Here is a 26,159-nt window from a genome sequence, read left to right as displayed (position 1 = left end):
GTGCGGCGCACCGATCAACGTTCAGCCGCGGGCGCCCGCGGCATCCGACGCGATCGCCCGCCCGCCCGCGATCGTGACGACGCGATCGACGAGGGACGGATCGACCGGCACGTGCGAGATGAGCACGACGGTGCGGCCCTCGCCCTCGGCCGCGCCGAGCAGATCGCGCAGCAGCGCGTCTGCTCGATCGCGGTCGACGTTGGCCGTCGGCTCGTCGAGCACGAGCACCGGGAACCCCGCCAGCATCGCCCGCGCGAGCGCCAGTCGTTGCACCTGGCCTCCCGAGACGAGCGAACCGCGCTCGCCGACGCGCGCGTCGAGCCCGCCGCGCTCGAGCACCCACTCGCGAAGGCCCACGCGGTCGAGCACGGCGAGCAGCTCGTCGTCGCTCGCCGTGTCGCGGGCGAAGACGAGGTTCTGGCGCACGTCCTCGTCGAAGAGCCAGGGTCGCTGCTCCACGAGTCCGACGAGTCGGCGCACGTCGCCCGGTTCGAGCTCGGAGGCCTCGACCCCGCCGATGCGGTACGACCCGCTCGTCTCGAGGAATCGCACGAGCACGTGCGCGAGCGTCGACTTCCCCGCGCCCGACCGACCGCGCACGAGCACCCGCTCGCCGGGCGCCAGCTCGAGGTCGAGCCCCTCGAGCGTCGGCGCCGTCGCTCCGGGCCAGCTCGCGGTGACGCCGCGCAGCGAGATCGCCGGCGTGGTCCCCGCGGCCGGGGCCTTCACCGGGACGGCGGGGGCCACCGGGATCTCGGCGGGCACCTGCTCGGGCACGGCGCTCGCGACGCGCTCGGCGCTGACCCGGCCGAGCCGCCACGCGCTCGCCGCGGGAGGGATGGCCGCGGCCACCTCGGCGATGGCGAGCGGCACGAGGCACAGCACCGCGAAGGTGGGGCCGTCGATGCGCCCCGAGGTGAGGAGCGGCTCGGCGGTGACGATCGCGAGGGCGACCGCGATCCCGCCGATCGCCGACATGATCGCGGCGGCGGCTCCCGCCGCGGAGGCGCTCGCCCGCGTCAGGCGCGCGAGCCGCTCGCCGAGCGCGTCGATGCGGGCACGCCCGGCCGCCGCCGCGTCGAAGGCGACGAGCATCTCGAGCGACTGCACCTGGTCGACGACCGCGGCCTGCAGCTCGCCGCGGAGCGGGGCGAGCCTCGACTCGGCGCGGGCGGCGACCGCGCGCTGCACGAGCAGGGTCGCGCCGACGCCGAGCACGAGGCATCCGAGCAGGGCGAACGCCGACCCGGGCGCGAGCAGCGCGACCCCGACGACCGCGCCGAGCAGCACGACGAGCGCGCTCACCACCGGCTGCACCGCCCGGAGCGGCACGTTCTGCAGCTCGTCGACGTCGCCGACGAAGCGGGACAGCAGCTCGCCGCGGCGCAGCGCCGCGACGCCGTCGGGGGCGACGGGGAGCATCCGTTCGAAGATGCCGCCGCGGATCGCCGCGAGCTGACGGAAGGCGGCGTCGTGACCGCTCAGCCGCTCGAGGTAGCGGAACACCGCGCGGCCGAGCGCGAACGCCCGCACGCCGACGATCGCGAGCGAGAGGTAGAGGACGGGAGGCTGCTCGGCGGCGCGGGCGATGAGCCACGCGGAGCACGCGAGGAGCACGACGGCCGAGCCGCCAGAGAGGACGCCGAACAGCACAGAGGGCAGCAGCCGCGCGAACGGCGGGATGCTCGTGCGGAGCACCGAGCGGGTGCCCGCCGAGGCACGCGGGGTGCGGGGGGCGCTGGTCGTCTCAGACACGCGTCACCGCCGGTTCGATGCAGTCGTCGGCGGCGTCGACGAGCGCCGGGCGATGGGTCGCCACCAGCACCGCCGCTCCCCCGTCGCAGAGCGCCCGCAGGCGTTCGACGAGGGCCGCCTCGCGCCCCTCGTCCTGCGCCGAGGTGGGCTCGTCGAGGAGGAGGAGCGGCAGGCGGCGCGCCAGCAGCCGGTGCACGGCACGGGCGATCGCGACGCGCTGCGCCTGTCCGCCCGAGAGTCCGGAGCCGCCCGCGCCGAGCACGAGCCCGGCGGGGACGTCGACGCCGGCGACGGCCAGCGCGCGCTCGAGGAGTGCCGGGTCCGCCGCCTCGTCGCCGAGCCGGACGTTCTCGGCGACGGTGCCAGCGAGGAGCATCGGCGACTGGCCCGCCCAGGCGATGAGCTCGCGGCCCCGTCCGTCCAGCGGGCGCCCGTCCCAGGTCAGCTGCCCCGCGCCGAGCGCGGCGAAGCCGAGCAGCGCGGCGAAGAAGGTCGACTTGCCGCTGCCGCTCGGGCCGGTCACCGCGACGAGCGCGCCCGGGGCGACGGCGGCGTCGAGACGCTCGATCACCGGCCGCCCGCCGCGGCTGACGGAGAGGCCGGAGACGAGGAGCCCGGTGCGCGGCCCGTGCGCCGGGGCATCCCCGTTCGCGATCGACCCGGCGGCCGGGGCCGGTTCCTCCGACGCCTCGCCCGCCGCATCGAGCAGCGCGAACGCGTCGTCCGCGGCCGTCACGCCCGCGGCGGAGGCGTGGAACGCCGCACCGACGTTGCGCAGGGGCAGGAACACCTCGGGCGCGAGCACGAGCACGAGGAGCCCGGGCGCAAGCGACATGTCGCCCGAGACGAGCCGCAGGCCGATCGACACCGCGACGAGCGCGACCGAGAGGCTCGCGGCGAACTCGAGGGTGAACCCCGAGAGGAAGGTGATGCGGAGGACCTTCATCGTGTGCCGGCGGTAGCCGTCGGTCACCTCGCGGATGCGCCGCGCCTGCCGCTCGGCGCGGCCGAAGAGGATCAGCGTCGACAGCCCGCCGACGACCTCGAGGAAGCCCCGCGACAGCGCGGAGAGGCTCTCCCACTGGCGGCGCTGCACCGCCTCGGTCGCCATGCCGATGAGCGCCATGAACACGGGGATGAGCGGGAGCACGATCACGAGCACGAGCCCCGAGAGCGGATCGGCGATCCAGGCCGCCGCGATGCACGCCGGGGTCGCGACCACCGTGAGCACGAGCTGCGGAAGGTACCGGCCGAAGTAGTCGTCGAGCGCGTCGAGGCCGGGCCCGAGCAGCGTGGCGATGCGCGCCGACGAGAAGCCGGCGACGCCGCCGGGCCGGCGCTCGAGGGCTGCCAGCAGCTCGGCGCGCAGCTCGCGCTTGACGCGCTGCGCGCCCGTCGACCCGACGAGCTCCCACGCCCAGCTCGCGAGCGCCCGAACGCACGCGGCGGCCACGAGCACGGCGAGGGCCGGCCACGCCTCGGTCATCGGCACGCCCTCGATGAGGCCGACGACGAGGGTCGCGATCGACCACGCCACCGCGATGATCGCCGCCGCCTGCACCACGGCCAGCGCACCGCCCGCGACGAGGAAGCCGCGGGCGGCGCGCGAGCGGCGCACCAGTCTGGGGTCGAGGGGTTTCACGCCGGCCGACTCAGTGGGTCGAGGCTTCGATCGCCGAGCGGCTCACGCGCTTGCGGAAGACCCAGTACGTCCAGCCCTGGTACGCGAGGATGAGCGGTAGGAAGATCAGCGCCACCCAGCTCATGAACGTGAGCGTGTACGTCGTCGACGAGGCGTTCTCGATCGTGAGGCTGTTCGCCGGGTCGTTCGAGGCGGGCATCACCTCTGGGAAGAGCGCGGCGAAGAGCGCGAACACCGCTGCCGCGATCGTCGCGGCCATGAGCGTGAACGCGACCCCCTCCGCGCCCCGCAGGTTCGCGAGCCAGCCGCCGATGAGGGCGACCGCCGCCACCGCGGCGAGGATCCAGAACCAGAAGGTGCCGAACGCGAGGCCCGTCCACAGCAGGAACGTCGCGGCGACGACGATCGTGACGACGCCCGACCGCACCGCGAGGCGGCGTGCCCGCTCGCGCAGCTCGCCCTCGGTCTTCAGCGACACGAAGACGACGCCGTGCGTGAAGAAGAGGAGGAGCGTGGTCAGGCCCCCGAGGAGCGCGTACGGGTTCAGCAGGTCGAACAGCGTGCCCGTGTAGTTGTGGTCGGCGTCGAGCGGCACGCCCTGCACGATGTTCGCGAAGGCGACGCCCCAGAGCAGCGCGGGCACCGCCGAGCCGATGACGATCATGAGGTCGAATCGGCCCTTCCACTGCGACTCGGGGCGCTGGTGGCGGTACTCGAACGAGACGCCGCGCACGATGAGTGCGAGCAGGATGAGCAGCAGTGCGAGGTAGAAGCCCGAGAAGAGCGTCGCGTACCACTCGGGGAAGGCCGCGAAGAGCGAGGCCCCCGCGACGATCACCCAGGTCTCGTTGAGGTCCCAGACGGGGCCGATCGTGTTGATGAGCACGCGTCGATCGGTGTCGTCCTTGCCGAGGAACGGCAGCGACATGCCGACGCCGAAGTCGAAGCCGTCGAGTACGAAGTATCCGACGAAGAGGAACGCGACGATCCAGAACCAGAGCGTGGGGAGATCCACTTGTCCTCCTCCTTTCAGTAGACCGTCGTGGCGGGTTCGATGCGGCCCGACTCGGGGTCGGGTTCGCCGAGTTCGGGCGGGCCCTTCCTGATGGCCCGCAGCAGCAGGCGCACCTCGACCACCGCGAGCGCCCCGTAGACGAGCGTGAACGCGATCAGCGAGATGAGCACGTCGAGGCCGGTGACGTTCGGCGACACGGCCGACTCGGTCGGCAGCAGGCTGAACACGATCCAGGGCTGGCGACCCATCTCGGTGAAGACCCAGCCGACGCTCATGGCGGCGAGCGAGAGCGGGAAGCTCCAGATCGCGACCTTCCAGATCCAGCGCTGCTTCGGCATCCGGCCCTTGCGGGTGACCCAGAGGCCCACGACCGCGATGAGGACGTGGAGCATGCCGAGGCCGATCATCCAGCGGAACGCCCAGTAGGTGACCCAGATGATGGGCGCGTAGTCGCCGGGACCGTAGAGCTCGGTGTACTGCGCCTGCAGGTCGTTGATGCCCTCGACGCAGCCGTCGAAGGAGTGCGTCGACAGCAGCGAGAGCAGGTACGGCACGCGCACCGAGAAGAGCTCGCTCGAGCCGTCGGGCGTGCCGAGCGTGAAGAGCGAGAACGAGGCGTCGGCGCCGCAGACGGTGTCGTACGTCGCCTCGGCGGCGGCCATCTTCATCGGCTGCGTGGCCACCATGGCGAGGCTGAGTTGGTCGCCGAAGATCGTCGTGAGGATGCCGGCGCCGACCATCGTCCAGAGGCCGAACTTCAGCGCGGGGCGCATCGTGTCGAGGTGCTGGTTGCGCGAGAGGTGCCATGCGGCGGCCGAGATGATGAGGCCGGCGGTCACCATGAAGCTCGCGGCGATCGTGTGCGGGAACGCGGCGAGGGCCACCGGGTTCGTGAGCAGCGCCCCGATGTCGACGAGCTCGGCACGCCCCTTCTCGGCGTTCATCTCGTAGCCGACGGGATTCTGCATGAACGCGTTCGCCGCGAGGATGAAGTACGCCGACACGATCGTGCCGATCGCGGTGCACCAGATCGTCGCGAGGTGGATGCCGCGCGGGAGCTTGTCCCAGCCGAAGATCCAGAGTCCGATGAACGTCGCCTCGAAGAAGAAGGCGAGCAGGCCCTCGAGCGCGAGCGGCGCCCCGAAGACGTCGCCGACGAAGCGCGAGTACTCCGACCAGTTCATGCCGAACTGGAACTCCTGCACGATGCCGGTCACGACGCCCATGGCGAAGTTGATCAGGAAGAGGTTGCCGAAGAACCGCGTGATCTTCAGGTACTCGACCTTGTCGGTGCGGAACCAGGCCGTCTGGAAGATCGCGACGGTGGTCGCGAGTCCGATCGTGATCGGGACGAACAGGAAGTGGTAGACGGTCGTCAGACCGAATTGCCATCGAGCGAGCAGCAGCGGGTCGAGCAACTCATTCACACGGATGCCTCTTTCACACGGGAAGAACGCCGAAGCGACGTTCTTCTACGAAGCGTAGAACAAATGCGCGATCGGCGGTAGTCTGGAGGCATGGCGAACCTCGGAGATCTCGAGCGCTCCGTGATGGAGGTGCTCTGGTCGAGCGACGCCGCGCTCTCGGCCAACGAACTGCGCGACGCCCTCGCGGTGCGCGACGGCGAGGGCGGGCACGTCCCGGCCACGACCACCGTGCTCACCGTCCTCTCGCGCCTCGAGCGCAAGGGCTTCGTGAGCCGCACGCGCGAGCACCGCCCCCACCGCTACCAGGCGCTCCTCTCGCGCGAGGAGCACACCGCCGAGCTCATGCACGAGGTGCTCGACCGCTCGAGCGACCGCGACGCCGCACTGGCCCGATTCGTGGGCACCGTGAGCGACGGCGAGGCGGCGACGCTCCGGCGCCTCCTCGACGAGCTCGTCAAACGCTGACCGTGATCGCCGTCGCCGTGGGCCTCGGCGCCCTCGCGCTCACGCTCGCGTGGCCGATCCCGGTCGTCCTCTCGCGTGCGGCGTGGCCCGCGCACTCCCCCGCCGTCGCCCTCGCGCTCTGGCAGGCCATCGCCGTGGCCGGCGGCGTCTCGATGATCGGCTGCCTCCTCGTGTTCGGCGCCTCCCCCGCTGGGTCGCTGATGGGCGCCTGGCACGCGCTCGTCCCCGCCCTGTTCACCGGCCCGATCCCGGCCGAGTTCGGGGTCGTGCACCTCGCCGCCCTCACGCTGGCCGCCGGCCTCGCCGCGCACCTCGCACTGAACCTCGCACTCACGGCCGTCCGCGCCGAACGCGAGCGGCGACGCCAGCACCAGCTCGTCGCCCTGCTCGGCGACCCCATGCCGGGGCAGCCGCACACCCGCGTGCTCGCGCACCCCGCACCGCTCGCGTACTGCGTGCCCGGGATCCGCACCGCGACCGTGCTCACCGACGGGCTCATCGACGCGCTCTCGCCCGACGAGCTCGCCGCGGTGATCGCCCACGAGCGAGCGCACCTCGACCAGCTCCACCATCTCGTGCTCCTCGCGTTCCGCGCCTGGCACAGCGCGCTCCCCTGGTTCCCGATCGCGAACCGCGCCGAGCGATCCGTCATCCTCCTCGCCGAGATGCTCGCCGACGACCGCGCACGACGCGCCGCCGGCGACGACGCACTCCGCGGTGCGCTCCTCGTCGTCGGCGAGGGCGGCCCGGGCGGCTACGGCGACGAGACCGTGATCGCCGATGCCGACATGCTCGCCGCGCGGCTCGACCGGCTCGACGTCGTGCCCGCGGCATCCTCGTCGACGGCGATGCCCCGGATGCTCGTGCTCGGAGCGTCCGCACTCCTCCTCCTGGTACCGCTCGCGGCCTATACCGCGGTACTGGCGGATCATCCCGCAGGGTGACGCGCCGTCGCCCGCCCACCGTTACGCTCGAACGATGAACGAGATCCTCGACTGGATCCTCAACACCGTGCAGGCGGTCGACCCGGTCGCCCGCACCCTCCTCGCCGGACTCGGCATCATGCTCGAGACGAGCGTGCTCATCGGTCTCGTCGTGCCGGGCGACACCATCGTGCTGGTCGCCGCCACCGCCGTCGACAGCGTCGGCGAGTACCTCGCCCTGACGTTCACGGTCATCGTCGGCGCGCTCATCGGCGAGAGCATCGGCTTCGCCCTCGGGCGCTGGTTCGGCCCGCACATCCTCCACTCGCGCCTCGGACGGAAGATCGGCGAGGACAACTGGCATCGCGCGCAGCGCTACCTCGACCGCCGCGGCGGACCGGCCATCTTCATCTCGCGCTTCCTGCCCGTGCTGCACTCGCTCATCCCGCTGACCGTCGGCATGAGCACGATGCGCTACCGCAGGTTCATCGCATGGACGGCGCCCGCGTGCGTCATCTGGGCGTTCGCGTACGTCTCGGTCGGCTGGGCGGCCGCAGGCAGCTATCGCGAGCTCAGCCGCGAGCTGCACTGGGCCGGCTACATCTTCGTCGCGGTGATCGTGCTCTTCCTCCTCGTCGTGTGGGGCGCGAAGAAGCTCATCGTGCGCTCCGAGGCCAAGCACATGGAGGCCGCCGAGGCCGCCGACGACTCGGGTGCCCTCGACACCGCGACGAGCACCCCCGCCGCCTTCACGCGCGCCGCACCGGCACCCCCGACGGCAGCGCGCGTCCCGCAGGACGACGAAGGGCCGGATGCCTCGGCACCCGGCCCCTCCGAGCACGACGCCGGCCGCTAGCCGGCGCCGCGTCGATCAGAACAGCTTCTGCTCGGCCAGCCAGTCGCTCGCGATCTGCTCGGCCGACTGCTGCTCGTCGACGCTGAGCGCGTTGAGCGCGACGAGGTCGGCGGCGGTGAGCGCCGCGCTGACCGTGTCGATCACCTCGGCGGCCTCGTCGTCGACCTTCTCACTCACCACGGGAACCACGTTCGAGGCGAGGAAGAGCCCCTCCGGGTCCTCGAGGGTCACGAGGTCGCTCGTGGAGATGGCCGGGTTGGCGCTGTAGATGTTCACGAGCTGCACCGCGCCGTCCTGGAGGGCCTTGATGGTGAGCGGCCCGCCGCTGTCCTCGATGGGGGTGAACGCGACGTCGACCCCGTAGACCGACTTCAGGCCCTCGGGCCCGTAGGGCCGCGTCGCGAGCTCGGAGTTGCCGCCGAGCGTCAACGGGGTCTCGACCTTCGCGAGGTCGGCGAGGCTCGTGACGCCGTTCGTCTCCGAGAACTCCTTCGTGACGTTGTAGGAGTCCTGGTCGGTGGCCGGCGACTGGTCGAGGACGCGCAGGCCCTCGGGCAGGGCGCCCTCGAGCTCGGCGTAGACGTCGTCGGCGGTCGTCGCCGTGGTGTCGGGCACGTAGTACTGGAGGAGGTTGCCCGTGTACTCGGGGAAGACGTCGATCGCGCCGCTCTCGAGCTCGGGCATGTAGACCTCGCGCTGCCCGATGCGGGGCTGGAGGTCGACCGTGAAGCCGTTCGCCTCGAGCGCCTGCGCGTAGATCTGCGCGATGATCTCGTTCGAGTAGTAGTCCTGCGAGCCGACGACGAGGGTCTCGCCGCCGCCGTCGGTCTCGCCCGATCCGCTGTCGAGCGGATCGCCCGATGCGCACCCTGCCAGGGCCACTGTCGCCCCGACCGCGACCGCCGCCAGCGCGACGAATCGGCCTTTTCCTGCTGTGATCATTGCCTGTTCCCTTCATGGATGGGTCGCCCCACGACCGCTCGCCGCCGGGTCGGCCGCGAGCGGAGTTCACGAGTGCGGGTCGCCCGCACGCCGGCGGGCACGACGAGGCGCTGCGCGAGCGCGAACGCCCCGTCGACGACGAGCGCGAGCAGGATCACGAGGATCGAGCCGCCGAGCATCTCGCCGTAGTCACGGGTCTTGAGCCCCTGGAAGATGGGCCGGCCGAGCCCCACGTCGGCCACGTACGCCGCCAGCGTCGCCGTCGCGATGATCTGCAGCGCGGCCGAGCGCACGCCGCCGACGATGATCGGCAGGCCGAGCGGCAGCTCGACGCCGCCCACGATCTCGCGCTCGCGCATGCCCATCGCGCGCGCCGCGTCGATCGTGCGGCGGTCGACCGCCTCGAACCCCGCGTAGGCGCCGGCGAGCAGCGGCGGCACCGCGAGGATGACGAGGGAGATCACCGGCGCCGCGAGCCCGATGCCGAGCCAGAGGCCGAAGAGCGTCAGCACGCCGAGCGTGGGCAGGGCACGCAGTCCGCCCGAGACCATGACCACGAGCTGCTTGCCGCGGCCGGTGTGGCCGATGACCGCACCGGTCGGCAGGGCGATCGCGGAGGCGATGAGCAGCACGACGAGCGAGAGCAGCAGGTGCTGGCCGATGCGCTCGGGGATGCTGCCCGGGCCCTGCCAGTTGGCGGGGTCGAGGATCCATGCGACGCCGTCGGCGACGAGGTTCACGGCAGCGCCTCCTCGGGGACGGGTGCGGCGACGACGCGCCTGCGGCGCGCCCCGACGCGCGTCCACGGCATGAGGAGCCGCCCCGCGAGCACGGCGAGCAGGTCGAGCAGGAGGGCGAGCGCGATCGTCGCGACGATGCCGGTGACGATCTCGGCCTGGATGCCGCGCTGGAAGCCGTCGGTGAAGAGGCTGCCGAGGCTCGGCACGCCGATCACCGCGCCGATCGTCGCGAGGCTGACGGTGCTGACGATGACGACCCGGAGCCCCGAGAGGAGCACCGGCCCGGCGAGCGGGAGCTCGACGGACCGGAAGCGCCCGAACGCCGAGTAGCCGACCGCGGTCGCCGACTGGCGCACGTCGCGGTCGATCGCGTCGAAGGCGTCGGCGGCCGTGCGCACGATCACCGCGACCCCGTAGAGCGTCAGCGCGACCACCAGGTTCACGGGCGAGCGCACCCCCAGCCCGGTGAAGACCGGAAGGGCGATGAGCAGGGCGAGCGAGGGGATCGCGTAGAGCAGCCCGCACAGCGTGAGCAGCACGCCGCGCGACCACCGGTAGCGGTGCGCGAGCCAGCCGATCGGAACGGAGACCACGAAGCTCAGTATGATCGCCGGCACCGACAATGCCAGGTGCACGAGGCTCAGCTCGGCGACCAGGTCGAGGTTCGACCAGAGCCAGGTCACGAGGCGAGCACTCCCGCCGCGCGCCCGTCCTCGTCGACGACCACCTGCCGCCCGTCGACCTCCCTGAGGTGCAGCACGCGCTTGCCCCGGTCCGCGCCCACGAAGTCGGCGACGAAGTCGTCGGCCGGGCGGGCGAGGATCTCGGCCGGCGACGCCGCCTGCGAGATCCTGCCGCCCTGCTGCATGATGACGACCTGATCGCCGAGGAGGAACGCCTCGTCGATGTCGTGGGTGACGAAGACGACCGTCTTCCCGAGCTCGCCCTGCAACCGCAGCAGCTCCTGCTGCAGCTCCGAGCGGACGATCGGGTCGACCGCGCCGAACGGCTCGTCCATGAGCAGGATGTTCGGGTCGACCGCGAGGCCCCGTGCCACGCCGACGCGCTGCTGCTGGCCGCCCGAGAGCTGGCTCGGGTACTTGTCGGCGAGCGAGCGGTCGAGCCCCACGGTGTCGAGCAGCTCGAGCGCCCTCGCGTGCGCCTCGCGCCGGCGGGTGCCGCGCAGCATCGGGACGGTCGCCACGTTGTCGATCACCTTGCGGTGCGGCAGGAGGCCCGAGTTCTGCATCACGTAGCCGATGCTGCGGCGCAGCGCGACGGGCTCGAGGGTCGAGACATCCGTGCCGTCGATGAGCACCTGGCCGTCGCTCGGGTCGACCATCCGGTTGATCATGCGCAGGAGCGTCGTCTTGCCGGAGCCCGATGAGCCGACGAGGACCGTCGTCTTGCGGGGCGGGATCACGATGTCGACGCCGGACACCGCGAGGGTGCCGTCGGGGAAGCGCTTCGAAACGCCGCGGAACTCGATCATGCTGGCTTCATCCCGTCGTCGGCGTTCGCTCGATGTGCAGGCTCAAGCCAAACACCGATCGCGCTTCAGGGCAACGGATTGACGCCGCGCGTCGCGAGCCCGGTCAGGCGGCGCTCGAGGCCGCGATCACCGCGCCGAGGTGCTCGGCGAGGTAGTCGTGCACGAGGCGCTTCGCCTCGGCGAGGTAGCGCTCGTCGCCATCGGCAGTGCGCTCGAACGCACGGCTGATGAGCGCGTCGCCGATCTCCATCGCCACGCCCAGGCGGAACCGCAACTCGTCCTCGTCGGCGCTGTCGCCGAACTCGGCCTCGATGAGCCGTGCCATGCGGTGGGCGAACTCGGGCTCGATGTCGCCCTCGGCGAGCTCGCGCTGCGCCGCGTGCACGACGGTGAAGCCGGGCTCGTCGCGGTACATCGTCGCGCAGACCTCGAGCGCGACGTCGAGCACCGTCCACCAGGACTCGAGCTCTACCCGCTCCATCTCGTCGGCGACCCGCTCGCGGTAGCGGCGGACCGAGCGCTCGCGCAGCGCGTAGAGCACGGCGACGCGGTCGGGGAAGTAGCGGTACACCGTGCCGATCGAGGCCCCGGCGCGCTCGGCGACCATCTGGGTCGTCAGCCGCTCGAAGCCCGACTCGTCGACGATCTCCGCGGCGGCGTCGAGCAGCGCGTCGAGACGCTGGCTCGAGCGACGCTGCGTCGGCTCGGTGCGGACCGAGCGCCTCCGGCTCGGATCGGCCCCGAGGATCAGGTCGATGTTCGGCACGGAACCTCCTCAGTTGCTCGGACCACTCTACCGGTCGTCGAACGGCTCGATCGACCGATCGCGGCCCGTTTCGCGAGCCGGGCCGGTCGCATGACAGACTGAGTGGATGCCGGCGAGCTCCCCCACCCCGGCCGGATCCCGAGAGCGCCAGGTCCGGCATCGTGCCGCGCGCATCGAAGACTGGATCCACGACGTCCGCTCGCGATGGGCGCGCCGTCGCGGACACATCCCCACCGTGGTCCCCTACACCGGCTACGGCTCGACCGAGTGGGTCCGCGTCTTCTGCCGGGTCCTGCTGCACAAGCCGATCGCACCCGACCAGGGCTCGAAGCGGCGCCGCCGTCGCGGCGACCAGGGCATCCGCGGCTGGCGCAGCTTCACGAGCGTGCCCGTCGGCGACGTGCCCGTCGTCATCGAGATCGGCGGGCAGCGCATCGAGGTGCTCGCCGACCGCGGCGGCGTGGTCGACACGACCGTGCCGGTCGCTCTCGAGCCCGGCTGGCACCGCGCGACGCTCGGCACCGAGGGCGCGAACCCCGTCGAGGCGCCGATCCGCATCGTCGGCCCCGACGTCGAGTTCGGCATCATCTCCGACGTCGACGACACCGTGATGGTGACGGCGCTCCCCCGCCCGCTCGTCGCCGCGTGGAACACCTTCGTGCTCGACGAGCACGCCCGCATCCCGACGCCCGGCATGGCCGTCCTCTTCGAGCGCCTCGCGCGCTCGCACCCCGGCTCCCCCGTCATCTACCTGTCGACGGGCGCGTGGAACGTCGCCCCGACCCTCACGCGCTTCCTCTCCCGCAACCTCTACCCCGCCGGCCCGCTGCTCCTCACCGACTGGGGCCCGACGCACGACCGCTGGTTCCGCAGCGGGCGCGAGCACAAGCAGGAGAACCTGCGGCGCCTCGCCGAGGAGTTCCCGAACGTGCGCTGGCTGCTCATCGGCGACGACGGGCAGCACGACGAGGAGCTCTACGCGCAGTTCGCCGCGGAGCACCCCGACCGCGTGGAGGCGATCGCGATCCGGCGTCTCTCGACGGGCGAGGCGGTGCTCGCCGGCGGCCGCACGAAGGCCGAGGAGCACGGCACCGAGGTGCCGTGGGTCTCCGCGAGCGACGGGTCGACCATCGCCGACCAGCTCGCCGAGGTCGGGGTCGTCTGACCAGTCGGCCGCGCGTCGCCCGCGTGCCGCAGCGCCCGCCCGCCGAGGCGGCCGATCTGCCGCCCCGACGGCCCGCCTACGCCGAGACCGCGGCGGTGCGCGAACGACGGAACGCCGCGAGCCCGCGGTTGACCTGCCGCGCCCACAGCGGGCCGCGATAGATGAACGCCGAGTAGCCCTGCACGAGCGTCGCACCGGCGTCGAGCCGGTCCTGCACGTCGGCAGCCGTCTCGACGCCGCCGACGGAGATCACGCAGAGCTCGGCCGGCACGTGCCGCCGCACGAGCTTCAGCACCTCGAGCGAGCGCTCGGCGAGCGGAGCGCCCGAGAGGCCGCCCGCCCCGATCGCCTCGACGGCGGATGCCTCGGTGCGGAGCCCGGCGCGCGAGATCGTCGTGTTCGTGGCGATGAGGCCGTCGAGGCCGAGGCGCACCACGAGCTCGCAGATGCGCACAACCTCGGCGTCGTCGAGATCGGGGGCGATCTTCACGAGCAGCGGCGTCGTGCCGCTCGCGGCGCGCACGGCCTCGAGCAGCGGGGCGAGGGCGTCGAGCTCCTGGAGGCCGCGCAGCCCGGGGGTGTTCGGCGAGCTGACGTTCACCACGAGGTAGTCGGCGTACGGTGCGAGCAGCTTCGCGCTGCGCTCGTAGTCGCCGACCGCGTCCTCGACCGCGGTGACCCGGCTCTTGCCGATGTTGACCCCGAGCACCGGGCGCCGCGTGCGGCGCGACAGCCGCGAGAGGCGGCCGGCCGCGGCATCCGCCCCGCCGTTGTTGAAGCCCATGCGGTTGATGAGCGCGCGGTCCTTCACGAGGCGGAACAGGCGCGGGCGCTCGTTGCCCGGCTGCGCGATCGCGGTGATCGTGCCGACCTCGACGTGGCCGAAGCCGAGGTTACCGAGGCCGAGCACCGCGAGGCCGTCCTTGTCGAAGCCCGCCGCGACGCCGAACGGCGAGGGGAACCGGAGCCCGAGCGCCTCGACCGCGAGCGACGGGTCGGGCGCGGTGAAGCGCTCGACCACCCGGCCGACGCCGAGCGTCGGGAGCGCCTTGATCACCCGGAATGCGAGGTGATGCGCGTCTTCGGGGTCGAGCTTGGAGAGGAACGCGGAGAAGAGAAGTCGATACATGCCGGATTCAGGGTACCGGTCGCGGCACCCGTCGCGTCACTCGACCGGTCGGGCCGGCAGGTGCCCGTGCTCCGCGCGCAGCAGCTCGATCGCCGATTCGAAGTCGTCGAGCGAGTCGAACGCCTGGTAGACGCTCGCGAAGCGCAGGTAGGCGACCTCGTCGAGCTCGCGCAGGGGCGGGAGGATGGCGAGCCCGATGTCGTTCGCCTCGATCTGCGAGGCGCCGGTCGAGCGGATCGTCTCCTCGACCTTCTGCGCGAGCACCGCGAGGTCGGAGTCGGTGACGGGACGCCCCTGGCAGGCCTTCTTCACGCCGAGCACGACCTTCTCGCGGCTGAACGGCTCGACGACGCCGCTGCGCTTGATCACGACGAGACTCGCCGTCTCGGTCGTCGAGAAGCGCCGCCCGCACTCGGGGCACTGACGGCGGCGACGGATCGAGAGCCCGTCGTCGCTCGTGCGGGAGTCGATGACGCGCGAATCGGGATGACGGCAGAACGGGCAGTACATGGTGTCCCCCAGCCTAGTGGCGCGCGGCGCGCCGCCGGAGGCCGCGCGCCGCGACGACGTCGGGCGCCGTCGCCCTCAGGAGCGGTCGAACCGCGCGGTCACGGCCTCGCCGTGCGCGGGCAGGTCCTCCTCGGCGGAGAGCGCCGCGATGACCGGGGCGACCTCGCGGAGCGCCTGCTCGTCGTAGCGCACGACCTGCTGCGGGCGCAGGAACGTCGCGGCCGAGAGTCCGGCCGCGTACCGCGACTGCCCGCCCGTCGGCAGCACGTGGTTCGAGCCGGCCGCGTAGTCGCCGAGGCTCACCGGCGAGTAGGGCCCGACGAAGATGGCGCCGGCGTTCTCGATGCGGGCGAGCACCGCGTCGACGTCGCGCACCTGGATCTCGAGGTGCTCGGGGCCGAACGCGTTCGCGAAGTCGGTGGCCTGCTCGAGGTCGTCGACGAGCACGACGGCCGACTGCACGCCGTCGACCGCCTGCCGCACCCTTTCGCGGTGCTTCGTCGCGCTGACTCGCGCCTCGAGACGTGCGACGGCGCGCGACGCGAAATCGGCGGAGTCGGTGACGAGCACCGAGGCGGCGAGCTCGTCGTGCTCGGCCTGGCTCACGAGGTCGGCGGCCACGAAATCGGCGTCGGCCCCGTCGTCGGCGATCACGAGGATGTCGGTCGGCCCGGCTTCGGCGTCGATGCCGGTCACGCCCTGCACCAGCCGCTTGGCCGCCGCCACGAACACGTTGCCCGGTCCCGTCACCCGCTGCACCGGCTCGAGCCCGAGGTCGGGCACGCCGTAGGCGAAGGCGCCGATCGCCCCCGCGCCGCCCATGGCGTACACCTCGGTGATGCCGAGCAGGGCCGCGACGCCGGCGATCGTGGGGTGCACCCGGCCGCCGAACTCGGCCTGCGGCGGCGAGGCGAGGGCGATCGAGCGCACGCCCGCGGCCTGGGCCGGCACCACGTTCATGACGACGCTCGACGGGTAGACGGCCTTGCCGCCCGGCACGTAGAGGCCGACCCGGGCGACGGGCTGCCAGCGCTGCTCGACGACCGCGCCGTCGCCGAGCACGGTGCGCTCGGGCGCAGGCACCTGGGCGGCGCTCGCGGCCCGGACGCGCTCGACGGTGCGCTCGATCGCGTCGCGGATCTCGGGGGCGAGGGCCTCGCGCGCGGCGGCGAGCTCGTCGGCGGGCACCCGGACGTGGGGCGGCCGCACCCGGTCGAACCGCTCGGCCTGGTCGAGGAGCGCCGACCCGCCGTGCTCGCGCACGGCGTCGATGAGCGCTCGGGCCGGCTCGAGGGCGGCCGACACGTCGGTCGCGGCGCGAGGGACGAGCGCGAGCAGCTCGGTCGTGGACGGACGGGTTCCGCGGAGGTCGATGGTACGCATGGCCCGTCAAGCCTACCGAGCGCGCATGATCGCCCGGCGGGCGCGCGTCACACGAGGCAGTTCGGGCCGAGCAGGCTCTTCAGCTCGCCGTAGAAGTCGGCGCTCACCTTCACCGGGTACGGCAGCTCGAACACCCGGGCGCTCCGCCCGCGCACGAGCTTCAACCGCACCTCGGTGTCGCCCCGGTGCCGGATGAGCACATCGCCGAGCGCGGTGATCGTCTCGGTCGTCGCGCGCTGGTCGGGCAGCGAGATCATGACGGGGCCGCTCTCGTCGCCCTGGCCGAGCTCGGGGGTGAACACGCTGTACGCGTGCAGGTTCATGCCGTCGTCGCGCATGCTCACCCGCCCGCGCACGACGGCGATCGAGTCGGCCTGCAGGCCCGGCGCGAACTCCTGGTACGCCTTGCCCATGAACATGACGGTGATCTCGCCCGAGAAGTCCTCGACCTGGATCATGCCGTACTGGTTGCCCGAGGCCTTCGCGACGCGGTGCTGCACGCTCGTCACGAGGCCGGCGATCGTCACGGTGTCGCCGTCCTGCGTGGCGTCGGAGCCCATGAGGTCGGTGATCGTCGTCGAGGCGTGCTTGGCGAGCGGCGCCTCGAGCCCGGCGAGCGGGTGGTCGGAGACGTAGAGCCCGAGCATCTCGCGCTCGAAGGCGAGCTTGTCGCGCTTGGCCCACTCGGGCCGGTCGGGCACGAGCGACGGCGGTGCCTCCTCGTGCTCGGCGAGCAGCGAGTCGAAGTCGAAGCCCGCCTGGCCGGTCGCCTCGACGCGCTTCTCGCCGACCGCCGACTCGACCGCGCCCTCGTGGATCTCGACGAGCGCGCGCCGGGTCGCGCCGAGCGAGTCGAAGGCGCCGGCCTTGATGAGCGACTCGACGGTGCGCTTGTTCGCCACCGGCAGGGGCGACTTCTTCAGGAAGTCGTGGAACGACTCGAAGCGCCCCTTCTCGTCGCGCGCGGCGCGGATCGCGTCGACGACGTTGAAGCCGACGTTGCGCACGGCGCCGAGCCCGAATCGGATGTCGTCGCCGACGGCCGCGAAGAAGCCGATCGACTCGTTGACGTCGGGCGGCAGCACCTTGATGCCCATGCGGCGGCACTCGTTGAGGTAGAGCGCGAGCTTGTCGCGGGCGTCGCCGACGCTCGTGAGGAGGGCCGCCATGTACTCCGCAGGGAAGTGCGCCTTGAGGTACGCCGTCCAGTAGCTCAGCACGCCGTAGGCCGCGGAGTGCGCTTTGTTGAAGGCGTAGTCGGAGAAGGGCAGCAGGATCTCCCAGAGCTTGCCGATCGCCTCCTCGGAGTAGCCGTTCGCCTTCATGCCGTTCGAGAAGCCCTCGTACTGCTTGTCGAGCTCGGACTTCTTCTTCTTGCCCATCGCGCGGCGGAGGATGTCGGCCTGTCCGAGCGAGAAGCCGGCGACGCGCTGGGCGATCGCCATGACCTGCTCCTGGTAGATGATCAGGCCGTAGCTCGTGTCGAGGATGTCTTTCAGCGACTCGGCGAACTCGGCGTGGATCGGGGTGATCTCCTGCAGCCCGTTCTTGCGGAGCGCGTAGTTGGTGTGCGAGTTCGCACCCATGGGGCCCGGACGGTACAGCGCGATGACGGCCGAGATGTCTTCGAAGTTGTCGGGCTTCATGAGCCTGAGGAGCGCGCGCATCGGTCCGCCGTCGAGCTGGAACACCCCGAGCGTGTCGCCGCGCGAGAGCAGTGCGTACGCCTCGGGGTCGTCGAGCTCGAGGTCCTCGAGCACCGGGCGGAACCCGCGGTTCGCCTCGATGTTGTCGAGCGCGTCGTCGATGATCGTGAGGTTGCGCAGCCCCAGGAAGTCCATCTTGATCAGGCCGAGCGACTCGCACGCCGGGTAGTCGAACTGCGTGACGATCTGGCCGTCCTGCTCGCGCTTCATGATCGGGATGATGTCGATCAGCGGGTCGCTCGACATGATGACGCCGGCCGCGTGGACGCCCCACTGCCGCTTCAGGTTCTCGAGGCCGAGCGCCGTGTCGAACACGGTGCGGGCCTCGGGGTCGGTCTCGACGATCGCCCGGATGTCGCCGGCCTCTTTGTAGCGCGGGTGGTTCTTGTCGAAGATGCCGGTGAGCGGGATGTCCTTGCCCATGACGGCCGGCGGCATCGCCTTCGTGAGCTTCTCGCCCATCGAGAACGGGAAGCCGAGCACGCGCCCGGAGTCCTTCAGCGCCTGCTTGGCCTTGATGGTGCCGTAGGTGACGATCTGCGCGACGCGCTCCTCGCCGTACTTCTCGGTCACGTACTTGATGACCTCGCCGCGACGACGCTCGTCGAAGTCGACGTCGAAGTCGGGCATGGAGACGCGGTCGGGGTTGAGGAAGCGCTCGAAGATGAGCCCGTGCTGCAGCGGATCGAGGTCGGTGATCTTCATCGCGTACGCGGCCATCGAACCGGCACCCGAGCCGCGGCCCGGTCCGACGCGGATGCCGTGCTCCTTCGACCAGTTGATGAAGTCGGCGACGACGAGGAAGTAGCCGGGGAAGCCCATCTGCAGGATGACGCCGACCTCGTAGTCGGCCTGCTTGCGCACCTCGGCCGGGATGCCGTTCGGGTAGCGCAGCTCGAGGCCCCGGTCGACCTCCTTCACGAACCAGGTCTCCTCGCTCTCACCGGGCGGCACGGGGAATCGCGGCATGTAGTTGGCGCTCGTGTTGAACTGCACGTCGCAGCGCTCGGCGATCAGCAGCGTGTTGTCGCACGCCTCGGGGTGGTCGCGGAAGACGTGGCGCATCTCGGCCGCCGTCTTCAGGTAGAACTCGTCGGCGTCGAACTTGAACCGGTTGGGGTCGTCGAGCGTCGAGCCCGACTGCACGCAGAGCAGGGCCGCGTGGCTCTTCGCATCGTCGGCGTGCGTGTAGTGCAGGTCGTTCGTGGCCACGAGCGGCAGGCCCAGCTCCTTCGCGAGCCGGTGCAGGTCCTCCATGATGCGGCGCTCGATGCCGAGGCCGTGGTCCATGATCTCGGCGAAGTAGTTCTCCTTGCCGAAGATGTCGCGGAAGTCGGCGGCGGCCTTCAGCGCCTCGTCGTACTGGCCGAGCCTGAGCCTCGTCTGCACCTCGCCCGACGGGCAGCCGGTCGTCGCGATGAGCCCCTTCGAGTAGGTCGAGAGCAGCTCGCGGTCCATGCGCGGCTTGAAGTAGTAGCCCTCGATCGACGCGCGGCTCGAGAGCCGGAACAGGTTGTGCATGCCCTCGGTCGTCTCGGAGAGCAGGGTCATGTGGGTGTACGCGCCCGAGCCGGAGACGTCGTCGCCGCCGCCGTTGCCCCAGCGAACGCGGGTCTTGTCGCCGCGCGCGGTGCCGGGCGTGATGTACGCCTCGGTGCCGATGATCGGCTTGATGCCGGCGTCGGTCGCCTGTTTCCAGAAGTCGTAGGCGCCGAACACGTTGCCGTGGTCGGTGACCGCGACGGCCGGCATGCCCTCGCCCTGCGCGGCCTTGATCAGCTCGCCCACCCGGGCCGCTCCGTCGAGCATCGAGTACTCGGAATGCACGTGCAGGTGGACGAATGAATCGGCGGCCACGGGGCTCCTCTTCGGATGCTGCGGGGTGGTTCTGGGGGTGTCTTCGAGTCTAGGGCGAGCCGCCCACCTCGGGGCCGGTTCGCACGCGACCCGGACGACCGGCGTCAGTCGCCGCGCAGCAGCTCGAGCGCGTGGGCGAGGTCGTCGGGGTACTCGGAGGTGAACGTCGTCCACTCGCCGGTGCCCGGGTGCGTGAGCGAGAGTTCGTGGGCGTGCAGCCACTGGCGGGTGAGTCCGAGCCGCTCCGACAGCGTCGGGTCGGCGCCGTACATGGCGTCGCCCGCGCACGGGTGCCGCTGCGCGGCCATGTGCACGCGGATCTGGTGCGTGCGCCCCGTCTCGAGGTGCACCTCGAGGAGCGAGGCGTACGGGAACGCCTCGAGCGTCTCGTAGTGGGTGACGGCGTGCTTGCCGTCCGCGGTCACCGCGAACTTCCACTCGGAGCGCGGGTGGCGCCCGACGGGCGCGTCGATCGTGCCGGCGAGCGGGTCGGGATGCCCCTGAACGACGGTGTGGTAGATCTTCTCGACCTCGCGATCGTGGAACTGCCGCTTGAGCTCGGTGTAGGCGCGCTCCGACTTCGCGACCACCATGAGGCCGCTCGTGCCCGCGTCGAGCCGGTGCACGACGCCCTGCCGTTCGGGCGCCCCCGACGTCGAGATGCGGAACCCCGCGGCGGCGAGGGCGCCGACGACCGTCGGACCCGTCCAGCCGAGCGAGGGGTGCGCGGCGACGCCCGCCGGCTTGTCGACCACCACGAGGTCGTCGTCGTCGTGGACGATGCCGAGCTCGGGCACTGCGATCGGCTCGACCGCGAGCGTGCGCGGCGGCTCCCAGCTCACCTCGAGCCAGCCGCCGGCCCGCAGCCGGTCGGACTTGTCGACGGTCGCGCCGTCGACGCTGACGCCTCCGCCGGAGGCGATCTCGGCGGCGAGGGTGCGCGAGAAGCCGAGGAGCTTCGCCAGGCCCGCGTCGACCCGCGTGCCGTCGAGCCCGTCGGGAACCGGGAACGAGCGGTGCTCCATCAGGCCTCGTGCGCGCGGAGCGGATCCGCGGCCGGCGGCCGAGGCGCCTCGGGCCCGTCGTCGGACGAGGCCGGCGACGCGGCATCCGCCGCGGTCTTGGCGGGTCGCACCTCGCGCGAGCCGTCGAGCCCGATGCCGCGGATCGTCAGGATCATGAACAGCACCATGCTCGACACGATCGCGATGTCGGCGACGTTGTAGATCGCCGGGAGCATCCACGGGGTGGAGATGAAGTCGATCACGTGGCCCAGTCCGAAGCTCGGCTCGCGGAAGAGCCGATCGGTCAGGTTGCCGAGCACGCCGCCGAGCAGCAGGCCGAAGACGAGCGCCCACGCCACCGAGCGGATGCGCCGGGCGAACCAGATGATGAACGTGATCACGCTCGCGGCGAGGATCGTGAAGATCCACGTCATGCCGCTCGCGAGGGAGAATGCCGCGCCGGGGTTGCGCACGAACTGCCACTGGAGCACGGAGCCCAGCACCGGCACGATCTCACCTTCGGTGAGGTTCGAGACGACGAGGAACTTGCTCAACTGGTCGAGGCCGTACGCCGCGATCGCGGCGCCGGCCAGGACCAGCAGGGCGGTGGTGGTGCCGACCTTCGCGGCCGGCTCAGCCGCCAAAGCCCTGGAAGGTCGGTGCCGGCTGCTCGGCGGGGGCCGAGAAGCCCTGGTTGCCCGACACCTGCACGGGGGCGGCGGTGTCGAGGTCGCGCAGCTGGCCCTCGATGTAGCTCTTCAGCTTCGCGCGGTAGTCGCGCTCGAAGGTGCGGAGCTCGTCGACGCGCTTCTCGAGCGCGACGCGCTCCTGATCGAGGATGCCCATCTGCTGGCGCTGCTTGGCCTCGGCCTCGGCGACGACGCGGGCCGCGGTCGCGTGGCCCTCGGCGATGAGCGCGTCGCGCTTCTCGATGCCCTCGCGCACGTGCTCCTCGTGGAGGCGGCGGGCGAGCTGCAGCAGGTTGGTGGTCGACGTCTGCTCGTCGAGCTCGGACTGCACGGCCGGGGCCTGCGTCGGCACGGCGACGGTGGGCGGCGGGGCGGCCGGCTCGGTGTACACCGCGGCAGGTGCCGGCGCAGCGGGGGCGGGCGCCTGCGCGGCCTCCGCGGCACGGGCTTCGGCCGCCGCGACGCGCTGGCGCAGCTCGTCGTTCTCCTGGTTCAGCCGACGCAGTTCGACGACGACCTCGTCGAGGAAGTCATCGACCTCGTCCTGGTCGTAGCCCTCCCGGAACTTCGTCGCCTGGAAGCGCTTGTTGACCACATCTTCCGGAGTTAGCGCCATGGCTTTCCACCCTCAAATCTGTTCGATCGGTTCGATCACGTTCTGCTAACGGTAGCAAACACCACCTGAGAGTCGTGAGCGCCGATCGTCTCGGCTTGTCACGATCGCAGGAGATGTTCAGGATGCGGCCGCCGCCGCGGCCAGCCCCGACACGATGGTCATGGCGAGGATGACGACCAGCATCGCGAGGCTCCACCCGAGGTCGAGTGCCACCTGCCCGATGCGGATCGGCGGAAGGATCCGCCGGAAGAACTTCACCGGCGGATCGGTGGTGCTGTACACGAGCTCGACGACGACGAGCCAGAAGCCCCTCGGGCGCCACGAACGATTGAACGTCCGCACGAGATCGAGGACGAAACGCCCCCACATCACGAAGAAGTAGATGAGGAGGAGTGCGTACAGGATGTTCCAGACGACGAGGAGCGCGCCCACGGGCGGCTACGCGTGCGTGAAGAACGACGCCTCGACGTCGCCCTCCGCGTCGCCCGTCTCCCCCGAGACGACCACGTGCGCGGGCGAGAGCAGGAAGACCTTGCTCGTGACCCGCTCGATCTTGCCGTAGAGCCCCTGCGAGAGGCCGCTCGCGAAGTCGATGAGACGCCGTGCGTCGGCATCGGACATCTGCGAGAGGTTGATGATCACCGGCACGCCCTCACGGAAGGACTCTGCGATGACTTGCGCGTCACGGTACTGACGCGGGTGGACGGTCAGGATCTCGTTCATCTCCGCCTGCGGGGTGCTCGGTTGGACGTGGTGCTTGCGCAGCGGGGTCACCGCTGCGCCGGTCTTCTGCGCGGGGGCCGGGGCGGCGTGCACGACCGGGGCGGGCGCCGCTGCGGCCTGGGGCTGCGCGTGGGGCGCCTCGTGCTCGAGCTCCTCATCGGCGAGTCCGAGGTAGACCATGGTCTTCTTGAGCGGGTTCGACATCGATGCCTCCGTCTGTGTTCCGTCTCTTCGAGGTTAACCGGCGGCCGGCCGATTCCCGGTGATTGCGCTGCCGATCCGGAGGTGTGTCGCACCCTCCAGAATCGCGTCGCGAAAGTCGTGGGACATCCCCATGGACAGGTCGCGCGCCTCCGGTGCGAGGCGGACGACGCGCTCGGAGAGCTCGCGGACGCGGGCGAACGCGGGGCGCGCCGGCTCGTCGAGCGGAGCGACGGCCATCAGCCCGCGGAGCCGAAGTCCCGGCGTGCCGAGCACGCGCTCGACGAGCTCCTCGAGCGCGTCGGGCGCGACGCCGCCGCGCCCGGGGTCGTCGGTGAGGTTCACCTGAACGAAGCAGTCGACGGATGCCTCGTCCGAACGCAGCGCGTCGACGAGCGCGGGCCGGTCGACCGAGTGGATCGCCGCGGCGTACGCCCGCACCTGCTTCGCCTTCTTGCTCTGCAGCTGCCCGACGAAGTGCCAGCGGAGCCCGAGGTCGGCGAGCTCGGCGGCCTTGGCCTGCGCCTCCTGATGCCGGTTCTCCCCGACGTCGCGCACGCCGTGCGCGGCGAGCTCGCGCACGAGCGACGCCGGGTGGAACTTCGTGACCACGATGGTCGTGATCCCGGATGCCTCGCGGCCGGCCTCGCGCGCGGCATCCGCGATGCCCGCCTGGACGGCCGCGAGGCGGTAGCCGAGCCCGCTCACTTCAGGAAGTCGGGGATGTCGAGGTCGTCGTCGTTGTCGTCGAAGGCCGGGTCGGTGACGATCTGGTCCGCGGTCGAGCTCTGCGCCTCGCCCCAGTTCGCCGTCTCGACGAGCTCGTCGATGTCGATCTCCGCGATGACCTCGGCGACGTCGCCGCCGAGCGACTCGCCGAGCGAGCCGGTGCCCCCGACGCCCGCGCCGACCGCGGCGGCCGCCGCCGGGACGAAGTTCGTGCGACGCGCCTCGACCGGCTTCGCGTTCGGCTCGCCGCCGTCGAAGCCCGCGGCGATGACGGTGACGCGCACCTCGTCGCCCAGCGTGTCGTCGATGACGGCACCGAAGATGATGTTGGCCTCGGGGTGCACGGCCTCCTGCACGAGCCTCGCGGCGTCGTTGATCTCGAAGATGCCGAGGTTCGAGCCGCCCTGGATGGAGAGCAGGACGCCGTGCGCGCCGTCGATCGACGCCTCGAGCAGCGGACTCGCGACCGCGAGTTCTGCCGCCTTGATCGCACGATCCGCCCCCCGCGAGGAGCCGATGCCCATGAGGGCGGAGCCCGCTCCCTGCATGACCGACTTGACGTCGGCGAAGTCGAGGTTGATGAGGCCGGGCGTCGTGATGAGGTCGGTGATGCCCTGGACACCGGCGAGCAGCACCTGGTCGGCGGTCGCGAAGGCCTCGAGCATCGAGATGCCGCGGTCGCTGATCTCGAGCAGGCGGTCGTTCGGCACCACGATGAGGGTGTCGACCTCTTCCTTCAGACGCGCGACGCCCTGCTCGGCCTGGGTCTGGCGGCGCTTGCCCTCGAAGCCGAACGGCTTCGTGACGACACCGATGGTGAGCGCGCCGATCGACTTCGCGATGCGGGCCACGACGGGAGCGCCGCCCGTGCCCGTGCCGCCGCCTTCGCCGGCGGTGACGAAGACCATGTCGGCGCCGGCCAGCGCCTCCTCGATCTCCTCCGCGTGGTCCTCGGCGGCGCGGCGGCCGACCTCGGGGTCGGCGCCCGCGCCGAGTCCTCGGGTGAGGTCGCGCCCCACGTCGAGCTTGACGTCGGCGTCGCTCATGAGCAGCGCCTGCGCATCGGTGTTGATCGCGATGAATTCGACTCCGCGGAGGCCGAGTTCGATCATGCGATTGACGGCGTTGACGCCGCCGCCGCCGATACCGACCACCTTGATGACGGCGAGGTAGTTCTGGTTTGTCGACATGTCCGGCCTTCCGTGCGAACTCTGAACCCTGAACCTCTAGTCGAAGGTTAAAGTTTTGCTGAGTATGCAATTCCTGTGATGACGGTACGAGGCGCACCGCGCGGCCCGCGAAAGGCGCTCCCGGCGTGTCGCGATCCGGCCCCCAGAATGCCCGCGGAGCGCCCTCCGGAGGCCCCCGGGGTCAGTACGTGACGGCGCTCTCGGGCGACGAGACGTCGTAGCCCGACACCGTGTCGGGCGGCGCGACGGCCATCAGGCGCGCGAGCACCGCCGCCTTCGTCGCCGAGTCGCCGGCTCCGCCCCAGACCACCGGCACTCCCCCGGCGAGCTCGAGGCGCACGTCGTCGGCCGTCTCCGCCGTGGCGCCGACGAGCTGCGTCCGCACCTCCGCCGGGAGGTTGCGCACGACCGCCGCGACGGCGCGGAAGCCGTCAGAGGCGGTGCCGCCGGGCGTCTCGATGAGCGGCTGCCCGTCGGGGCGCGCGTCGAGGCGGTCGATGACGACCCCCGCGCCGTCGACGAGCTCGAGGCCGCGGGCCGTCTCGATGACGCCGACGGGCGTCCGTTCGACGATGCGGACGACGAGGGTCCCGGGCGGGATGGTCTCGGTCGAGTACGTCTCGATGAGGCTGAACCCCGCGAGGGCGCTGTGGACGTCGTCGCGCGTGACGAGCGGCAGCGGCGTGCCGAGCTCCCCCTCGAAGGCGGCGACGATCTGCTCCGGCGGGATGCGGGCCGCGCCTTCGACGCGCACCTCGCGCAGCGCCATGAGCGGCGAGTAGGCACCGCCGACGACGACGACCACGAGCAGCGCGAGCGCCCCGCCGACGACCGACCAGACGAGTCGCCGCCGCCGCGAGCGCTTCGTGAAGCGGCGCACCTCCTGCTTCTCGTAGCGGCGCCGGGCGCGCTCCGCCGCCGCCACGGCCCGCCGCGCACCCTTCGCGTCGTCGCGCCGCACGGCGCCGGTCGCGTGGTCGTGCGGGTCGACGCCCGGCGCGGCGTCGCGCGGCTCGGCATCGCGCGGCTCGGCATCGCGCTCGTCGCGCCCGCCCGCCCCGCCGGGGCCCGCGAGCCCGCGACGGAGGTCGTCGAGGGGCACCGTCTCCTGAAGGTCCCGAGGCACCCGGGCGCCGGCAGCGACGGCGCCGGCGCCGGCCACGACGGCGATCGGCTCGGTGCTCACGCGGTCGGCGATCCCGCCTCCGCTCCGCCGGCGTGCGCCCGCAGCGGT

Annotated in this window: 24 protein-coding genes and 1 pseudogene; 4 read left to right on the top strand and 21 right to left on the bottom strand. The window is 71.7% G+C overall.

Annotated elements, in window-relative coordinates:
* Positions 1 to 21: 21 nt before the first annotated feature.
* Genes cydC through ACFVSL_RS14280 form a run of 4 tightly spaced genes read right to left on the bottom strand, consistent with a single transcriptional unit; the run spans position 22 to position 5,839 of the window.
* A complete protein-coding gene (gene cydC, locus ACFVSL_RS14295; protein WP_386941642.1) occupies positions 22 to 1,755 on the bottom strand; it encodes a thiol reductant ABC exporter subunit CydC in 1,734 nt (577 codons plus the stop codon).
* Positions 1,748 to 3,397, bottom strand: a complete 1,650-nt coding sequence (cydD, locus tag ACFVSL_RS14290) for a thiol reductant ABC exporter subunit CydD (protein WP_386941641.1) — start codon at positions 3,395 to 3,397, stop codon at positions 1,748 to 1,750. Before cydD ends, cydC begins: the two co-directional genes overlap by 8 nt.
* Before the next feature lie 10 nt (positions 3,398 to 3,407).
* Positions 3,408 to 4,412 carry a cytochrome d ubiquinol oxidase subunit II gene (gene cydB, locus ACFVSL_RS14285; RefSeq protein WP_386941640.1) on the bottom strand — a complete coding sequence of 335 codons (1,005 nt, stop codon included), beginning with the start codon at positions 4,410 to 4,412 and terminating at the stop codon, positions 3,408 to 3,410.
* A 14-nt stretch (positions 4,413 to 4,426) separates the two neighbouring features.
* A complete protein-coding gene (locus tag ACFVSL_RS14280; protein WP_386941639.1) occupies positions 4,427 to 5,839 on the bottom strand; it encodes a cytochrome ubiquinol oxidase subunit I in 1,413 nt (470 codons plus the stop codon).
* A gap of 90 nt (positions 5,840 to 5,929) precedes the next feature.
* Here ACFVSL_RS14280 and ACFVSL_RS14275 point away from each other — a divergent pair, with 90 nt between their 5' ends.
* The 3 genes and pseudogenes from ACFVSL_RS14275 to ACFVSL_RS14265 form a co-directional block, all read left to right on the top strand.
* The gene (locus tag ACFVSL_RS14275) at positions 5,930 to 6,304 is read left to right on the top strand and encodes a BlaI/MecI/CopY family transcriptional regulator (protein WP_386941638.1); all 375 of its coding nucleotides are present in this window, start codon (positions 5,930 to 5,932) and stop codon (positions 6,302 to 6,304) included.
* A 2-nt stretch (positions 6,305 to 6,306) separates the two neighbouring features.
* On the top strand, positions 6,307 to 7,248 hold the full coding sequence (locus tag ACFVSL_RS14270) for a M56 family metallopeptidase (RefSeq protein ID WP_386941637.1): 942 nt from the start codon (positions 6,307 to 6,309) through the stop codon (positions 7,246 to 7,248).
* Between the two features lie 34 nt (positions 7,249 to 7,282).
* Positions 7,283 to 7,951: pseudogene (locus ACFVSL_RS14265) on the top strand (DedA family protein); the annotation flags it as partial.
* A gap of 147 nt (positions 7,952 to 8,098) precedes the next feature.
* On the opposite strand, the gene ACFVSL_RS14260 reads toward ACFVSL_RS14265, so the two are convergent.
* The 5 genes from ACFVSL_RS14260 to ACFVSL_RS14240 form a co-directional block, all read right to left on the bottom strand.
* Positions 8,099 to 9,025, bottom strand: coding sequence for an ABC transporter substrate-binding protein (locus ACFVSL_RS14260; RefSeq protein WP_386941636.1), 927 nt, complete (start codon positions 9,023 to 9,025; stop codon positions 8,099 to 8,101).
* Positions 9,022 to 9,765 (bottom strand): ABC transporter permease, encoded by a 744-nt coding sequence (locus ACFVSL_RS14255; RefSeq protein ID WP_386941635.1) that lies wholly within the window; start codon positions 9,763 to 9,765, stop codon positions 9,022 to 9,024. The genes ACFVSL_RS14260 and ACFVSL_RS14255 overlap by 4 nt, the downstream gene beginning before the upstream one ends.
* Entirely contained in the window at positions 9,762 to 10,448 is a 687-nt protein-coding gene (locus ACFVSL_RS14250) for an ABC transporter permease (RefSeq protein WP_386941634.1), read from the bottom strand. The genes ACFVSL_RS14255 and ACFVSL_RS14250 overlap by 4 nt, the downstream gene beginning before the upstream one ends.
* Positions 10,445 to 11,257, bottom strand: a complete 813-nt coding sequence (locus ACFVSL_RS14245; protein ID WP_386941633.1) for an ABC transporter ATP-binding protein — start codon at positions 11,255 to 11,257, stop codon at positions 10,445 to 10,447. The genes ACFVSL_RS14250 and ACFVSL_RS14245 overlap by 4 nt, the downstream gene beginning before the upstream one ends.
* Positions 11,258 to 11,360: 103 nt before the next feature.
* Positions 11,361 to 12,023, bottom strand: a complete 663-nt coding sequence (locus ACFVSL_RS14240; protein ID WP_386941632.1) for a TetR family transcriptional regulator — start codon at positions 12,021 to 12,023, stop codon at positions 11,361 to 11,363.
* Between the two features lie 106 nt (positions 12,024 to 12,129).
* Here ACFVSL_RS14240 and ACFVSL_RS14235 point away from each other — a divergent pair, with 106 nt between their 5' ends.
* Positions 12,130 to 13,188 (top strand): App1 family protein, encoded by a 1,059-nt coding sequence (locus ACFVSL_RS14235; RefSeq protein ID WP_386941631.1) that lies wholly within the window; start codon positions 12,130 to 12,132, stop codon positions 13,186 to 13,188.
* A gap of 76 nt (positions 13,189 to 13,264) precedes the next feature.
* Here ACFVSL_RS14235 and ACFVSL_RS14230 read toward each other — a convergent pair whose 3' ends face one another.
* The 12 genes from ACFVSL_RS14230 to ACFVSL_RS14175 form a co-directional block, all read right to left on the bottom strand.
* Positions 13,265 to 14,317: a quinone-dependent dihydroorotate dehydrogenase gene (locus ACFVSL_RS14230; RefSeq protein WP_386941630.1), complete on the bottom strand. Its 1,053-nt coding sequence runs from the start codon at positions 14,315 to 14,317 to the stop codon at positions 13,265 to 13,267.
* A gap of 36 nt (positions 14,318 to 14,353) precedes the next feature.
* Positions 14,354 to 14,827, bottom strand: coding sequence for a transcriptional regulator NrdR (gene nrdR / locus ACFVSL_RS14225; RefSeq protein ID WP_386941629.1), 474 nt, complete (start codon positions 14,825 to 14,827; stop codon positions 14,354 to 14,356).
* 75 nt (positions 14,828 to 14,902) lie between these two features.
* Complete coding sequence (gene hisD / locus ACFVSL_RS14220; RefSeq protein WP_386941628.1) at positions 14,903 to 16,210, bottom strand: histidinol dehydrogenase; 1,308 nt, start codon at positions 16,208 to 16,210, stop codon at positions 14,903 to 14,905.
* A gap of 47 nt (positions 16,211 to 16,257) precedes the next feature.
* Positions 16,258 to 19,725 (bottom strand): DNA polymerase III subunit alpha, encoded by a 3,468-nt coding sequence (gene dnaE / locus ACFVSL_RS14215; RefSeq protein WP_386941873.1) that lies wholly within the window; start codon positions 19,723 to 19,725, stop codon positions 16,258 to 16,260.
* A gap of 152 nt (positions 19,726 to 19,877) precedes the next feature.
* Positions 19,878 to 20,798: an RluA family pseudouridine synthase gene (locus ACFVSL_RS14210; RefSeq protein WP_386941627.1), complete on the bottom strand. Its 921-nt coding sequence runs from the start codon at positions 20,796 to 20,798 to the stop codon at positions 19,878 to 19,880.
* Positions 20,798 to 21,421 (bottom strand): signal peptidase II, encoded by a 624-nt coding sequence (gene lspA, locus ACFVSL_RS14205; protein WP_386941626.1) that lies wholly within the window; start codon positions 21,419 to 21,421, stop codon positions 20,798 to 20,800. Before lspA ends, ACFVSL_RS14210 begins: the two co-directional genes overlap by 1 nt.
* The gene (locus ACFVSL_RS14200) at positions 21,411 to 22,082 is read right to left on the bottom strand and encodes a DivIVA domain-containing protein (protein WP_386941625.1); all 672 of its coding nucleotides are present in this window, start codon (positions 22,080 to 22,082) and stop codon (positions 21,411 to 21,413) included. The genes lspA and ACFVSL_RS14200 overlap by 11 nt, the downstream gene beginning before the upstream one ends.
* 117 nt (positions 22,083 to 22,199) lie before the next feature.
* Positions 22,200 to 22,514 (bottom strand): YggT family protein, encoded by a 315-nt coding sequence (locus tag ACFVSL_RS14195; protein WP_386941624.1) that lies wholly within the window; start codon positions 22,512 to 22,514, stop codon positions 22,200 to 22,202.
* Positions 22,515 to 22,520: 6 nt separating this feature from the next.
* The gene (locus tag ACFVSL_RS14190) at positions 22,521 to 23,009 is read right to left on the bottom strand and encodes a cell division protein SepF (RefSeq protein ID WP_157424340.1); all 489 of its coding nucleotides are present in this window, start codon (positions 23,007 to 23,009) and stop codon (positions 22,521 to 22,523) included.
* A 33-nt stretch (positions 23,010 to 23,042) separates the two neighbouring features.
* On the bottom strand, positions 23,043 to 23,714 hold the full coding sequence (locus ACFVSL_RS14185) for a YggS family pyridoxal phosphate-dependent enzyme (RefSeq protein ID WP_386941623.1): 672 nt from the start codon (positions 23,712 to 23,714) through the stop codon (positions 23,043 to 23,045).
* On the bottom strand, positions 23,711 to 24,925 hold the full coding sequence (gene ftsZ, locus ACFVSL_RS14180; protein ID WP_386941622.1) for a cell division protein FtsZ: 1,215 nt from the start codon (positions 24,923 to 24,925) through the stop codon (positions 23,711 to 23,713). The genes ACFVSL_RS14185 and ftsZ overlap by 4 nt, the downstream gene beginning before the upstream one ends.
* A 181-nt stretch (positions 24,926 to 25,106) precedes the next feature.
* Positions 25,107 to 26,111, bottom strand: coding sequence for an FtsQ-type POTRA domain-containing protein (locus tag ACFVSL_RS14175; RefSeq protein WP_386941621.1), 1,005 nt, complete (start codon positions 26,109 to 26,111; stop codon positions 25,107 to 25,109).
* Positions 26,112 to 26,159 lie beyond the last annotated feature (48 nt).

It is taken from the genome of Agromyces sp. NPDC058064 (genome assembly GCF_042885275.1).
Lineage (GTDB): Bacteria > Actinomycetota > Actinomycetes > Actinomycetales > Microbacteriaceae > Agromyces.
This window is presented reverse-complemented; position numbering and strand designations above follow the sequence as displayed.

What these genes read in the sequence shown, in the direction of transcription:
- ACFVSL_RS14275 (WP_386941638.1), top strand. Translation starts at nt 5,930, where the DNA reads ATGGCGAACCTCGGAGATCTCGAGCGCTCCGTGATGGAGGTGCTCTGG.
- ACFVSL_RS14260 (WP_386941636.1), bottom strand. Translation starts at nt 9,025, where the DNA reads ATGATCACAGCAGGAAAAGGCCGATTCGTCGCGCTGGCGGCGGTCGCG.
- ACFVSL_RS14245 (WP_386941633.1), bottom strand. Translation starts at nt 11,257, where the DNA reads ATGATCGAGTTCCGCGGCGTTTCGAAGCGCTTCCCCGACGGCACCCTC.
- ACFVSL_RS14235 (WP_386941631.1), top strand. Translation starts at nt 12,130, where the DNA reads ATGCCGGCGAGCTCCCCCACCCCGGCCGGATCCCGAGAGCGCCAGGTC.
- ACFVSL_RS14230 (WP_386941630.1), bottom strand. Translation starts at nt 14,317, where the DNA reads ATGTATCGACTTCTCTTCTCCGCGTTCCTCTCCAAGCTCGACCCCGAA.
- nrdR (WP_386941629.1), bottom strand. Translation starts at nt 14,827, where the DNA reads ATGTACTGCCCGTTCTGCCGTCATCCCGATTCGCGCGTCATCGACTCC.
- hisD (WP_386941628.1), bottom strand. Translation starts at nt 16,210, where the DNA reads ATGCGTACCATCGACCTCCGCGGAACCCGTCCGTCCACGACCGAGCTG.
- dnaE (WP_386941873.1), bottom strand. Translation starts at nt 19,725, where the DNA reads ATGCTCGACGGAGCGGCCCGGGTGGGCGAGCTGATCAAGGCCGCGCAG.
- ACFVSL_RS14210 (WP_386941627.1), bottom strand. Translation starts at nt 20,798, where the DNA reads ATGGAGCACCGCTCGTTCCCGGTTCCCGACGGGCTCGACGGCACGCGG.
- ACFVSL_RS14200 (WP_386941625.1), bottom strand. Translation starts at nt 22,082, where the DNA reads ATGGCGCTAACTCCGGAAGATGTGGTCAACAAGCGCTTCCAGGCGACG.
- ACFVSL_RS14190 (WP_157424340.1), bottom strand. Translation starts at nt 23,009, where the DNA reads ATGTCGAACCCGCTCAAGAAGACCATGGTCTACCTCGGACTCGCCGAT.
- ftsZ (WP_386941622.1), bottom strand. Translation starts at nt 24,925, where the DNA reads ATGTCGACAAACCAGAACTACCTCGCCGTCATCAAGGTGGTCGGTATC.